General features: G+C 72.4%; 10 protein-coding genes. 6 read left to right on the top strand and 4 right to left on the bottom strand.

The window, feature by feature from the left end; all coding sequences use genetic code 11:
- The first annotated feature begins 56 nt into the window (after nucleotides 1-56).
- Nucleotides 57-803, top strand: coding sequence for an SUKH-3 domain-containing protein (locus tag E0H26_RS26785; protein ID WP_131308662.1), 747 nt, complete (start codon nucleotides 57-59; stop codon nucleotides 801-803).
- A 9-nt stretch (nucleotides 804-812) separates the two neighbouring features.
- Here the strand turns inward: E0H26_RS26785 and eccD are convergent, their stop codons facing one another.
- A complete protein-coding gene (eccD, locus tag E0H26_RS26790; RefSeq protein WP_131308665.1) occupies nucleotides 813-2,201 on the bottom strand; it encodes a type VII secretion integral membrane protein EccD in 1,389 nt (462 codons plus the stop codon).
- Nucleotides 2,202-2,372: 171 nt separating this feature from the next.
- Here eccD and eccCa point away from each other — a divergent pair, with 171 nt between their 5' ends.
- The 5 genes from eccCa to E0H26_RS26815 all read left to right on the top strand — a co-directional run bounded on the left by eccCa (nucleotide 2,373) and on the right by E0H26_RS26815 (nucleotide 10,838).
- Nucleotides 2,373-6,335: a type VII secretion protein EccCa gene (gene eccCa, locus E0H26_RS26795; RefSeq protein WP_131308668.1), complete on the top strand. Its 3,963-nt coding sequence runs from the start codon at nucleotides 2,373-2,375 to the stop codon at nucleotides 6,333-6,335.
- 132 nt (nucleotides 6,336-6,467) lie between these two features.
- Nucleotides 6,468-7,085: a hypothetical protein gene (locus E0H26_RS26800; RefSeq protein ID WP_131308671.1), complete on the top strand. Its 618-nt coding sequence runs from the start codon at nucleotides 6,468-6,470 to the stop codon at nucleotides 7,083-7,085.
- Nucleotides 7,086-7,119: 34 nt separating this feature from the next.
- The gene (locus E0H26_RS26805) at nucleotides 7,120-8,820 is read left to right on the top strand and encodes a WXG100 family type VII secretion target (protein WP_131308674.1); all 1,701 of its coding nucleotides are present in this window, start codon (nucleotides 7,120-7,122) and stop codon (nucleotides 8,818-8,820) included.
- 108 nt (nucleotides 8,821-8,928) lie between these two features.
- Nucleotides 8,929-10,224 carry a S8 family serine peptidase gene (locus E0H26_RS26810; protein ID WP_131308677.1) on the top strand — a complete coding sequence of 432 codons (1,296 nt, stop codon included), beginning with the start codon at nucleotides 8,929-8,931 and terminating at the stop codon, nucleotides 10,222-10,224.
- A 23-nt stretch (nucleotides 10,225-10,247) separates the two neighbouring features.
- On the top strand, nucleotides 10,248-10,838 hold the full coding sequence (locus tag E0H26_RS26815; protein WP_131308680.1) for a hypothetical protein: 591 nt from the start codon (nucleotides 10,248-10,250) through the stop codon (nucleotides 10,836-10,838).
- Nucleotides 10,839-10,884: 46 nt separating this feature from the next.
- Here E0H26_RS26815 and E0H26_RS26820 read toward each other — a convergent pair whose 3' ends face one another.
- Genes E0H26_RS26820 through E0H26_RS26830 form a run of 3 tightly spaced genes read right to left on the bottom strand, consistent with a single transcriptional unit; the run spans nucleotide 10,885 to nucleotide 13,000 of the window.
- Nucleotides 10,885-12,141, bottom strand: a complete 1,257-nt coding sequence (locus tag E0H26_RS26820) for an SseB family protein (RefSeq protein ID WP_131308683.1) — start codon at nucleotides 12,139-12,141, stop codon at nucleotides 10,885-10,887.
- Nucleotides 12,135-12,620 carry an SUKH-3 domain-containing protein gene (locus tag E0H26_RS26825; protein ID WP_131308686.1) on the bottom strand — a complete coding sequence of 162 codons (486 nt, stop codon included), beginning with the start codon at nucleotides 12,618-12,620 and terminating at the stop codon, nucleotides 12,135-12,137. The genes E0H26_RS26820 and E0H26_RS26825 overlap by 7 nt, the downstream gene beginning before the upstream one ends.
- Entirely contained in the window at nucleotides 12,617-13,000 is a 384-nt protein-coding gene (locus tag E0H26_RS26830) for a YwqJ-related putative deaminase (protein ID WP_131308689.1), read from the bottom strand. The genes E0H26_RS26825 and E0H26_RS26830 overlap by 4 nt, the downstream gene beginning before the upstream one ends.
- Between the last annotated feature and the right edge of the window lie 118 nt (nucleotides 13,001-13,118).

Here is a 13,118-nt window from a genome sequence, read left to right on the forward strand (position 1 = left end):
GTCCGCACCCGGCGCCGACCGTGGAAGCCGACGACGGCAGCCCGAGGAGCGCAACGATGATCAGTCGCGACGACGCCCTGGCGATCGCCCGCCAGTGGGCCAGTGCCGGGCGGCCCGGGCCCGCGCCCGAGGTCTTCCTGCACGAGTTCGACCTCGGCTACGTAGCCTGGCGAGCCGAACCCAGGCCCCCGGCCACCGACGGTCCACCCGCACCACCACCGGCCACCGGCTACCCCCGGGCGGTCATCGACCGGGAGAGCGGCGAGGTGTCCCAGTGGCCGTCCCTGCCCGAGCAACTGATCGCCGAGCGGTACGCGCAACGCCGCGCTGCCGAGGGCCGGTTCCCGCCTGATGTACGCCACGTTCTGGAGGCCGCCGGCTGGTTTCCCGGGCGCGATGTCACCTCGGCGGTCAACCACTGGATGGTCCGTTTCGCCGAAGACCTGGCTGGCCTGGACTGCCCGCCGGTGGCGCGGGCCGCGCTCGTCGAGTTCGGTGGCCTGGTTCTGCCGCAGTTCGGCAACAGCGGCCGGCTCGGCGGCGGCTTCACCAGTTACATCCATCCCACCCGTGGTGGGGTGCTGACCGAGTCGGCGCGGATCTTCGCCGAGGAGTACGACAACCCGGTCTACCCGCTCGGCAACAACGAGGACGGCCCGTCCGAGCTGGTGATCGACGCGCAGGGGCGGGTCTTCATGCTGCACTGGGTCGACGACTTCTTCGTCGCGCCGGACCTCGACTCCGCCATCGTCAGCCTGATCCGGGGCGACCAGATGACCGAGGCGAGCGATCGCGACTGGTGACCCGCCGGGTCAGCCGTTGATCGCTCGCATGAACGCGTAGAGGCCCAGCACGCTGCAGGCCAGCGGCACCACGGCGAGTTGGAGCAGGATGTCGAAGATGTCGCCGAGCCGGGCCAGGCGGGGCGACGGGGCACGCCGGCTGTAGGCGAGCCCGGCGGCGGCCGAGAACCCGGCCGCGACCAGCGCCACCGGCAGTACGGCCAGCACCCGCGCGGCGGTCGACGCGTCGGCGGCGCCGACCAGCGGCAGCAGACCCAGACCCGCCAGGCCGACGGCCAGCATCGGGACGCGGTGCCGCACGGTCGTCACCAGCCGGGCCCGCAGCAGGTAACCCAGCGAGATCACCCCGGCGAGCAGCAGCGCGGAGAGCGTGCCGGTCGCGGTGAGCACCACCAGGCAGCCGATGGTGACGAGGAACGCGCCGAAGATCATGCCGGTGAGCACTTCGTCGGCCCGGGCGGTGGCCTGGTAGATCACTTCCCGCTTCGGCTGCGGTTCGTCGCGCAGCAGGTCCTCGGCGGTACGCGGCAGCGCCGGCATCGGCATCTTGCCCAGCCGTACGGACAGCAGTGGCATGGCCGGCAGCAGCAGGGTCACCGCGCTGACCACGATGGCGGTGCCCTGCGCGGCATCCATCGAGCCGAGCGCGAGCAGCCCACCCACCATGCCCCAGAAGCCGACGAAGACCGCCGCCACGAAGACCCGGGTCGCGTCGCCCACGCCGAGCAGGCCGAGCAGGCCGGAGAGCAGCAGCACGGCGGATCCGAGCAGGATGTGCGGTGCGCCCAGCGCCCACACCGACTCACCGGTGCCGATCACCAGCACCCCACCGACGAAGGCGTACGGCAGACCGGCGGCGGCGACCACCGCGCCGGCCAGGGAGTCGGCCATCGCCCGGGACAGCACGATGCCGCAGAGCAGCAGCAGTGCGGCGGCGCCGAGTGCGACCGCGCCACCGAGCCAGCCGGGTTCCGCGGAGGTCACGATCACGACCAGGCCGAGCAGCAGCAGCACCCCGGCCACGATCAGGCCGGTCAGTCGGGTGGCGAACGGGGTCCAGGCCACGCCGCGCCGCCGGGCACCGTCGGCCACGGCCTCCATCAGGTCGTCGTACGCCAACTCCGGCCACTCGGTGCGGCGCGGCACCAGGTGCAGCGTCTCGCCGTCGCGGACGTTCTGCGCCGCCAGCGTACGGGTCAGGTCGACGGCGCTGCCGTCGCTGCGACGCAGCATCCAGCCACCGTGGGCGGTGCCGTCCGACGGTTCCTCGTCGGCTTGACGCAGCACCGCGGGCAGCAGCCCGACGAGCGGCAGATGCTCGGGCAGTGCGAGATCCAGCCGCCGGTTGGGGGCGACGACGGCGATACGCGCGAGTCCGGTTCCGGCCTGGGTGACCACTGACGACCCCTCGGTACGAGGAGCGGGCCGTCGCGGCCCGCGGCTGTCCTGACGGGAGAAGGCTACCTACCATGTGCCGGTGACGCGGGTGCCGGTTCGCGGCGGCGGCCGAGCGTACGGGGGTGCCGGGTGTGGTTGCCACACCCACGAGAGGCAACGGAGGTCTGTCACGTGAGCACGGTGGTCGTCAAGCGACCCGCCCGGCAGCCGGAACCGGAGTACCCCTCCGGCGAGGTGCTCCTGGAGGCGCCACCCGAGGTGCCCGCGCCGAGCGGCAAGGCGTGGGGGCAGATGATGATGCTGCTGCCGATGCTGGCCGGTTCCTTCGCGATGGCGCTGATGTTCGCCGGTCGCGGCGGGTCGACCCTCGGCTATGTCACCGGTGGCCTGTTCGGGCTCTCCGCCATCGGCATGCTCGGCGCCCAGTTGACGAACAACGCCGGTGGCCCGAGCAAGCAGGAGATGCTGCAGAAGCGTCGGGAGTACATGACGCACCTGTCCCGGCAGCGCCGCCGGGTCCTCAAGACGGTTCGCGGGCAGCGGGAGGCGGCCTTCTACCGACACCCGGATCCGGACGCGCTCTGGTCCCTGCCGCTCGGGCCGCGACTGTGGGAGCGTCGGCGCGGCGACGTGGACTTCGCCACCGTCCGCATCGGTCTGGGGCCGCAGGAACTGGCCACTCCGCTGGTACCACCGCCGGCGACGTCGCTGGAGAAGCTCGAACCGATGTGCGCGCTGGCGCTCCGCCGGTTCCTCACCACCTACGGCGAGGTGCCGGACCTGCCGGTGACCATGGCCCTGAACGGTTTCGCCCGGGTGCATCTGCGCGGCGACACCGACCGGGCCCGGGGCATGGTGCGGGCGGTGCTCGCCCAGGCGACCGCCTTCCACGCTCCCGACGACATGCTCGTCGCGGTCTGCGTCTCGGCGGACCGGCGGGCCGCCTGGGAGTGGACGAAGTGGCTGCCGCACGCGCTGCACCCGTCGCGCACCGACGCGCTCGGCCAACTGCGGTTGGTGTCGTCCTCGGTGACCGGCCTGGAGGCGATGCTCGACGACGTGCTGGCCAGCCGGCCCCGGTTCAACGCCAGCGGCGGTGCGTCGCACGTCGGCGGGCCGCACGTGCTGGTGGTCATCGACGGCGGCGACACCGCCGGTTCGGACCACCTGATGACCGACGGCGGCGTGGAGGGCGTCACCCTGCTCGACCTGTCCACCCCGGCGCCCCGGATGCTCGACCGGGCGCGGCTGGTGCTCGACGTGACCACGGACGGTCAGTTGCACAGCCTCACCGTGGACGGTCCGGCGGAGATCGGCCGTGCCGACGACTGCCAGGTGCCGGAGATCGAGGCACTGGCCATGCAGCTGGCCCCGCTGCGGCTCTCGGCCGCCTCCCGTGGCGGGGGCGATACCCCGCTCACCACCGAACTGGGCCTGACCGATCTGCTCGACATCGGCGACCCGTACGAGTTCGACGTCGATCGGGCCTGGCAGCCGCGACCCAACCGGGACAAGCTGCGGGTGCCGATCGGGGTGGGCACCGACGGCGGGCCGGTGGAGCTGGACCTCAAGGAGTCGGCGCAGGACGGCATGGGCCCACACGGGCTGCTCATCGGCGCCACCGGCTCCGGCAAGTCCGAACTGCTGCGCACCCTGGTGCTGGCGCTGGCCGCCACCCACTCGTCGGAGAGCCTCAACTTCGTCCTGGTCGACTTCAAGGGCGGCGCCACCTTTACCCGGCTGGACGGCTTGCCGCACACCAGCGCGGTCATCACCAACCTGGCCGACGAGCTGCCGCTGGTGGACCGGATGACCGACGCCATCAACGGCGAGCTGGTACGCCGGCAGGAACTGCTGCGCTCGGCGGGCAACTACGCCTCCCAGCGCGACTACGAGAAGGCCCGCGCGGCGGGTGCTCCGCTGTCGTCGCTGCCGAGCCTGTTGATCATCTGCGACGAGTTCTCCGAGCTGCTCACCGCGAAGCCCGACTTCATCGACATGTTCGTGCAGATCGGCCGGGTGGGCCGGTCGTTGGGCGTACACCTGCTGCTGGCCTCGCAGCGGCTGGAGGAGGGCCGGCTGCGCGGGCTGGACACCCACCTGTCGTACCGGATCGGTCTGCGGACCTTCTCGGCGATGGAGTCGCGGGTGGTGCTCGGCGCCACCGACGCGTACGAGTTGCCCCGTTCGCCGGGGCACGGTTACCTGCGCTTCGGCACAGAGCCGCTGGTGCGGTTCAAGGCGGCGTACGTCTCCGGCGCCTACCGCAGCAAGACCGCCGCGGCGGTGGCGGCCGGTGACGGCGAGAACCGGGTACGCGAGTACACCACCAGCTACGTCGCGCCGCCGGTGACCCGTACGCCCAAGGAGGAGCAGGCGCCGGAGCCGGCCGACGGGGTCGGCGAGAGCGTGCTGGACATCCTGGTCGGGCGGCTCACCGGCCGGGGCAAGCCGGCGCACCAGGTGTGGCTCCCGCCGCTGGCCGAGCCACCGACGCTGGACCAGTTGCTCCCGCCGTTGACCGCCGACCCGGCGCGCGGGGTGACCGTGGCGCACGCCGGCCTGCTCGGCGAGTTGCAGGTGGCGGTCGGCATCGTCGACAAGCCCTTCGAACAGCGCCGGGACGTGCTCTGGTTCGACCTGGCCGGGGCGGCCGGCCACGCGGTGATCGTCGGTGGGCCGCAGAGCGGCAAGAGCACCCTGCTGCGGACCGTGGTCACCGCGCTGGCGCTCACCCACACTCCCCGGGAAGCCCAGGTGTACTGCCTCGACCTGGGCAGCAGCGCGTTGTCGTCGCTGCGGGACCTGCCACACGTCGGTTCGGTGGCGACCCGGCTGGACGCCGGCCTGGTTCGGCGTACGGTCGCCGAACTGCAACTGCTGATGGGCGAGCGGGAGCGGCGCTTCGCCGAACGCGGCGTCGACTCGATGGCCGAGTACCGGCGGGCCCGCCGGCACGGTCAGCACGGCGACGACCCGTTCGGTGACGTCTTCCTCGTCATCGACGGCTGGGCGACGTTGCGCTCGGAGTTCGAGGACCTGGAACCGACCATCAACGACATCGCCAACCGGGGGCTCTCCTTCGGCATCCACCTGATCGTCACCGCCGGACGCTGGATGGATCTGCGCCCGGCGGTGCGGGACGTCTTCGGTACCCGGCTGGAGTTGTGGCTGGCCGACGCCAGCGACTCCAACCTGGATCGCCGGGCGGCGATGAACGTGCCGGAGAAGTCGCCGGGGCGGGGCATCACCCCGGACGGGCAGCAGTTCCTGGCGGCACTGCCACGCACCGACGGCGCGCAGGAGACGGAGACCCTGCCCGAGGGGGCGCGCAAGCTGGTCACCGACCTGGCCGCCGCCTGGCAGGGGCCGGGCGCACCACCGATCCGGCTGCTTCCGCCGAGCGTCCCGTACGGCAGCCTGCCGAGCACCGGGCGGCCCGGCGTGCCGATCGGCATCGCCGAGGTCGATCTTCAGCCGGTGCACCTGGACTTCGCCGCCGACCCGCACTTCATCCTCTTCGGCGACGGCGAGTCGGGTAAGAGCACCTTCCTGCGGGCGCTGGCGCAGACCATCGTCGACCGCCACGAGCTGACCGAGGCGCGGCTGGTCATCGTCGACTACCGGCGTAGCCTGCTGGGCGACATCGACACGCCGCACCTGATCGGGTACGGCTCCACGGCGCAGGTCACCGAGACCATCGTGACCGAGGTCGCGGCGGTGATGCGGGACCGGCTGCCCCCGCCGGACATCAACGCGGAGCGGCTGCGGGCCCGGGACTGGTGGAAGGGCCCCGACCTGTACGTGCTGGTCGACGACTACGACCTGGTCGCCGGTGCGGGCAGCAACCCGCTGACCCCACTGCTGGAGTTCCTGCCCCAGGCCCGGGACATCGGTCTGCACCTGGTCATCGCCCGCCGCACCGGCGGCGCGAGCCGGGCGCTCTACGAGCCGGTGCTCATGCGACTGCGGGAGATCAGCACGCCCGGCATCGTGATGTCCGGCAACCGGGACGAGGGGGTGCTGCTCGGTACCGTCCGACCCGGGCCGCTGCCGCCGGGGCGGGGCTGGTTGGTGTCCCGGCGCGGGGCCACCCGGCTGGTGCAGTTGGTGAACCTTCCACCCCGCTCCTGAGCTGCGTACGGGGTTGCCTGATCCGGCTACCGTCGGCCAGAGTGGACCTGCGGTGCGCGGCGGTGACGCTCCGGCCTGCCGGAGCGCGGGACGGTCGCGCCAACACCGTGTGAGTCAAACGGGGGAGGGATCATGGGCGACGAGTGGCTCGTCAACGAGAACATCGACGTCGATGTCAGCCAGTTGCAGGACTTCGCGAAGGCCATCCAGAAGGAGCTGGACACGAATTTCCTGCCCAGCTTCGACAACGGTCTGCGTCCGATGCTCACCGTGCAGGCCCCGTTCGGCGGCGGTGGGCTGAAGGAGGGCGCGTTCTTCCGGGGCCGGCACGACGAGAGCCGGATTGCCGTGGGGCAGCTGATGGGCGATGTGATCAAGGGTCTTACCTCGCTCAGCGTGGCGGCCACCTCCATCTCCGCCGAATACCTCATGGGTGACGCGCTGGCCCAGGCCACCAACGACGACGTCTACAACGCCTTCCGCGCGGCGAACGGCGAACAGACGCTCAGCGAGCGGTGGCAGGAGGAGGGTGGTCCGGCGGACGCCATTCCGGCGGAGACAAGCAACCCGGCGGTCACCGACCCCTACTACGGCATGGACTCCTGCCCGACCGAGGACACCCGCGAGCAGGCCCCGGCGTGGGCTCAGGGGGAGGTCGTGGGCGAGGGGACGAGCGCGTACGAGATCGAGGATGAGCGTCACCACATGTTCGGTGACGAATTCCGAGTGGACCGGTCGAGCCAGCGGTGACAGCCGACAGGGGCGGGGGACCTGAGGAGCGGGGATGACCGACGACTACTACGGCTACAGGCCCATCAGCTACCCGATGTACGCGGGCGTGTCGGATGACTACGCGGCCGACCGGGCCGGCCAGGCGACACCGTACGACCCCACTTCCTGGGACGACACCACCATCGACGAGATGTGGGATTACGTCCGCAAGGAGAGCGACGAACGCACCACTGCGCTCGCCGCGATGTGGCGCCGGGCGGCGAGCCTGCTGGAGGCCACTCGGGACAACCTCAAGGCCCACGCCGACTCGCTCTCGGCCAAATGGAGTTCACCGGCGGCCCAGGTGTTCATGTCGAAAGTGGGTGCGACCCTGCACTCGCTGGACGAGTGGAAGACCGTGGCGAGTAACAACGCCACCGGGCTGGAGCAGTTGGCCGGAAAGATCTCGGCCAGCCAGCGCGCCATGACCGACCTGTGGCTGGAGTACAAGGCCGAGCAGGATCGGCAGCAGGCGATCTACGACAAGGACAAGGCCAAGGTCACGTTCAGCGACATCTTCGGCGACAAGCACAAGTCGTACGAGGAGGTCCAGCGGGACTTCCACCAGCGCGCAAAGGACATCGCCAAGCCGCTGGCCGACATGTACATCGACGTGTACATCTCCAACATCTCCCGGGGCGGCAAGTTCAAGGGCCCGATGGACGCGGTCTACCGCGATCCGACAAGTCGCGTACCCAGGCCCGTCGCACCGGGCGGACCGGGCAACCGACCGGGCGCACCCGGGGTGAACGGTGCCCGCCCGAACCGCCCGGACATGCCCACCCGTCCGGACCTGCCGACCCGGCCCGACCTGGGGGACCAGCCACACCAGCCCACCGCGCCACCGCCGAAGCTGCCCGACGGGGTCGACCTGGCCGGCGGTGCCGCGCCCGTCGCACCACCGGCGCCGGCGCCCACCCCGCCGCCGGTCACCTCTGCGCCGAGCACCCCACCGCCGCCCGGCCCGGCCCTACCGCCGGTGGCACCCGGAGTTCGTCCGGGCGGTCCCCCGGCCGCGCCACCGAACTCGGGGTCCCGCCCGAACGCTCCCCGGACCAACCTGCCGGGCACGGGTGGCCCTCCGCCGAGCAGCCGCGGCCCGGCACCGAACCGTCCGACGCTGCCGGGTGCCGGCGGTCCGGGCAGCGGCTCCGGAGCACCGGGCGGCGGCAAGCGCGGTACCGCGCCGAATCGTCCGACGTTGCCCGGCAACACCGGCGCTCCCGGCCGAGCCGCTGCCGGTCCGGCTCGCCCCACGGCCCCGACCAGCAAGCCGTCGAGTCCACGTCTGCCGGGCGCCACGGCTGGCCCCGGCCAGCGCGGCGCCGCCCCCGGGCGTCCCGCCACGCCACCGCCGAGCCTCGGCGGCAAACGTGGCGCCACCCCCGGCACGCCACCGAAGGCAGCCGCCCCGCCGACCGGTCAGCCAGCCACCCCGAGCAGCGGGGGCAGGCCCGGGTTGAGCGGTCGTACCGCAGGTGCTGGGCGACCGGCACCGACCACCGGACCGGCGCCGTCGCTCGGCGGCCGGCGCGGCGGACCGGCCACGCCGGGGCCACGCAAGGGCACCCAGCGGGACGTGGAGCAGGAGACCTGGGAGTACGGCGACGGCGACGACGAGTTGTGGGTCACCGACTCCTCGGCGGTGGGTGTCGTCGAGGCACCGGCGGAGCACCGGCCCCGCGAACAGGGCCGGGCGCTCGGCCAGAGCTGACGTCACCTGGGCCGGTTACCCGCCTTGGGGGTGACCGGCTCGTACCATGCGATGGCCGCCCATCTCCGGCCGAATCGCCACGAAGCACAGAGGAAGGTAAAACGCCGAATGCAGTTCCTCACCCGATCGACGGCGGCCATGGGGCTCAGCACCGTGAGCGTCCTGGCGGCCCTGGTCCTGCCGGCGGCACCGGCGATGGCGGATTCCACGAGAGACAAGTCGTGGCACGTCAAGACGCTGGAACTCGCCGAGATGCACAAGATCACGCAGGGTGAGGGCGTCGTGGTGGCGGTGATCGACAGCGGCGTGGACGCCACCCATCCGGACCTCAGAAACAATGTGCTGCCCGGCGTCGACCTCTACGACGACGACACCAAGGGACGCGTCGACCGTCAGATACACGGGACCGGCGTGGCCTCACTGATCGCCGGACACGGGCACGGGCCGGGCAACCGCAACGGTGTGCTCGGGGTCGCGCCGAAAGCCAAGATCCTGCCAGTGACCATCAAGAACGAGCGACACGCGGGCATCTCGCCGACGGCGGTGGCCGCCGGCATCAACTGGGCGGTCGACAACGGCGCGGACATCGTCAACGTCTCGCTCTCCAGCAGCTTCAGTCACGAGCTGAACCGGGCTGTCGACCGCGCCTACCGGCGCAACGTGGTCGTCGTCGCAGCCGCTGGCAACGACACCGACATCCTCGTCGGCAACCCGGCCGCCCATGCCGGCTGCATCGCGGTCAACGGTGTCGACCGCAAGGGCGTCCTCAGCAAGAAGGCCTCCGTTGCGGGCACCCTGGACCAGCGGCCCGACATCGCCGCGCCCGGCGAGGACATCGTGGTGGCCGTCCCCGGCGGCCAGTACCGCACCGCGACCGGCAGCAGCACGAGCAGTGCCATCGTCTCCGGCGCGATGGCGCTGATCAAGGCGAAGTACCCGGACCTGACCTCGTACCAGATGTTCCAGCGGGTGCTGGAGACCTCCCGCGACGCGGGCGAGCCGGGTCGTGACTTCTACTACGGCTGGGGCGTGCTCGACCTGCGGGAGGCACTGACCGGCGAACCGGACGGCCGGGGCAGCCGCACCGCGAGCGCCGGGCCGGCACCCGACGGCGCCAGGGCGTGGGAAGCCAACCCCCGGGAACGCGAGGACGGCATCCTGATCTTCGTGTGGTCCGTGATCATCGCCGTGTTGATCCTGATCGTCGGCGGGATCGTGGGCACCGTCATGCTGCTGCGCGGCCGGGCCCGTCGACGCCAGGCCGAGCTTGCCGGCGAGGACCCGTCCGCGACCACGGAAGACGACGCCGCGCCCCACATACCGCCCCAGGGCGGCCCGGCAGAGCCGTCGGACGGGCCAGCTCAGGCCACGACCGACGACGTCTGGCGCCGGCCTCCCGGCTGACGATCCGACCCGAGGAGGGCATCATGTCGACCACCCCAGCCAGCGGGTTTCCGCCCCCACCGCCCGGCCCACCGCAGACCGCCGGCCCGGTCGGGCCCACCGGACCGACACCGATCCCCGGCCCGCCCGCGCCACCGGCCGTCGCGCCGAGCCCGCCGGTCCGGCGGCCGATCGCCGTCACCCTGGCCGCCCTGCTGACGGTGCCGTCGATCGTGACCTGGCTGATCGCCGGGATCGCCTTCTTCCGGGCGATGCTCGGTGCCGAGGGCGATGGGCTCGGCCGGATCCTGGTGGTGGGCATCGGGGCCGGCGTCCTCGCGATCGCCCTGCTGGTGGTGCTGCTCGCGTCGCTCGGGATCCTGATGGCCTGGAGCGGCGACAGTGCGGAGGGCCTGACCGTGCCGGCGGGCTTCACCTTCGGACTCTTCGTGGTCGTCATCGTCGTCCTGCTGGTGCAGGGCAAGCTGAGTTACCACCCGACGATGGTCACGCCGCTGGTCGTGGGTGGGCTGGCCGGCGTGGCACTCGCACTGATCAAGAGCCCGCCAGCACGCGCCTGGTTCGCCAGCCGGCAGGCTGACCCGACCCGCCGCCGGGGCAAGAGCAGCCGCTGACGGGCCGCTGCCACGGAAGCCCGGGACGCTGCCGCACCGACGCCGGTCAGTCGGGCGACCAGCGGCGGGCGGTCGCGTCGAAGCGGGCCAGGAACTCGTCCCGGCCGTCCTGGTGCAGGCAGCGCAGCTCGGTTCCGTCCGACACGATCAGCGACTCCATCCGTGGCTGGCCCCGGCCCCACTCCTGCGGCGTGTGCTCGCCGGGGGGCCAGCGCAGCACGGCCACCCACTCGTCCGACTCCTCGAACGGTGAGCCGGCACCGAGCAGGCCCAGCCGTCGGTAGAGCCGGATCGGGGTGTCCCGCCCCGGACCGTGCCAGGCGTGCACCAGACCGGCCGCCCGGTCGTACCCGTCGTCGAGATAGGACGCCAGGTACCGGTGTGGGATGACCAGTTGCAGCCGCAACGGCAGGTCGGGGTCGGGTGCCTCGTCGGCCGCCGGCTCCGGCGCTGTCCGTGGCACCGGTACGCCCACCGTCGCCGGGTCGGCGTATCCGGCGCTGACGCGCCGGCTGCGCTCCCGCTCGGCCGCGTCACCGAGCACGTCGCGTAGTTCGCCGAGCCAGTCGCGCAGCGTCGACACCGCCTCGCCGGGCAGGGCCGCGGCCAGCGGCGTCTCCGGGTTGAGCAGGAGCTGCCAGGCGGCGTCGGGCCAGTGCTCGGTGAGCTGGAGACTGCTGACCACCACCGAGTCATGATCACCAAGTGCCTGCCGCAGTCGGGCCTCCGAGGTGAACACCGGCACGCTCGGCCGACCCTGCTCGTCCGGCAGGCACCACCAGGGAAACTCCGGATCGCCGAGGTCGCGGGTCGCCGGGCCGTCCGGCCGCAGGGGCAGCACCAGTTCGGCCCGCAACAGTGCGGACATCAGGGCGTCCGGGTCCTGCTGGTGGATCGCCTCGCGCAGCGGCAGTTCCGCCTCGATGGCCGCAGCGGCGAGGCTGGCGAGTTCGTCGGCGGTGAGGCGTACGCCGATGGGCAGGCCGGCGTCGACGGCCAGCACCCAGCGGTCGTCGGGCCAGTCGGCGGCGAGGTCGGTCAGCACCGACACCCGATAGGTGACCGGCTGGCCGGGCAGGCCGGCGGCGATCGCCGCCGGGGAGGTGTAGGCCATCACGTGGGTCACCCCCTCGTGCTGGCCCGTCGGCCAGGCGGCCGGCTCACCGGCGGGCGCCGTCGCCGGCACCGGCAACAGCAGCGGGCCGCTGGTGAGCGCGGCGAGGAAGGCCGTACCGTCCTCGTTCTCGGCGGCGGTCAGCAACGCGCGTTCGGTGGCGGTGGTCGGCTGCCAGCCGGTCACCAGGTGCCGTCCCCGCGCACCCGCCGCGGCTGCTGGCCGAGCAACAGCGTGCCGAGCGCCTCGTCGACGCTCGCCCCGAGGAACCAGTCGCCGGTGTGGTCCAGTACGAACACCCGGCCCTGCTCGTCGATGGCCAGGATGCCGGTGCCGCCACCCTCCTCACCGAGCGGGCTGAGCGGTGCTCCGGTGAGCGCGGCCAACTCCGCCAGCGTGGCCACCGAGTGCCGGACCCGGAACGGGTCGAGGTGCACCTCGCTCGGGGCGATCTGCTCACCCTCCCCCTGCGGGCGCAGCCGCAAGCCACCGAACTCGGCGTACGCCTCGACTGCGGCAGCCGTCAGGACGTGCTGGCGGCCGTCGGGGGTGGCGTCGGCGGCGATCCGCAGCGCCCACTCGCGCGCCCGTCCCTCGTCGCGCCGCTCGGCCGACCAGCCGGCGGCGGCGAGGATCTCGGCCACCAACGGTGGAAAACGCTCGCTCATGCCAACGCCTCCATGCCGAACCAGTCCAGCAGGGCGGCACACGATCGGCAGGGCGGCTGGACCTCGCCGTGGCGCGGGTCGCCCTCCTCCCGAACCCGGGTGACCCGGACCTTCGCGCCCCACAACAGCGAGCGGGCCCGAGCGGATTCGAGCGGCGGACCGTCGGCCTCGGCGGCGTACAGGCGGTCAGAGATGAGCACCGGCTCGGCGCACCAGCCGACGAACCGCTCCCGTTGGCCGACCGGCAACCCGTGCAGGAACCGCCGGACCACCGGATGCAGCTCCGGTGCCACCTCGCCGCGTACCGAGGTGTGGGTGTGGACAGTGCCGTCGACCAGCAGCGCACCCGCCGCCAGCGGCAGCATCCGCAGCTGCGTCATCCGTACTCCCGGTCGTCGACAGGCTCCCGTACCAACCAATGAGCCTAGCCACCGAGTGGGCCGACGTCCTGGCGCGGCGGTCGGGCATCGACGCCGTTGCGGCGGAGTCGGGGTAACC

It is taken from the genome of Micromonospora zingiberis (assembly GCF_004331455.1).
Lineage (GTDB): Bacteria > Actinomycetota > Actinomycetes > Mycobacteriales > Micromonosporaceae > Micromonospora > Micromonospora zingiberis.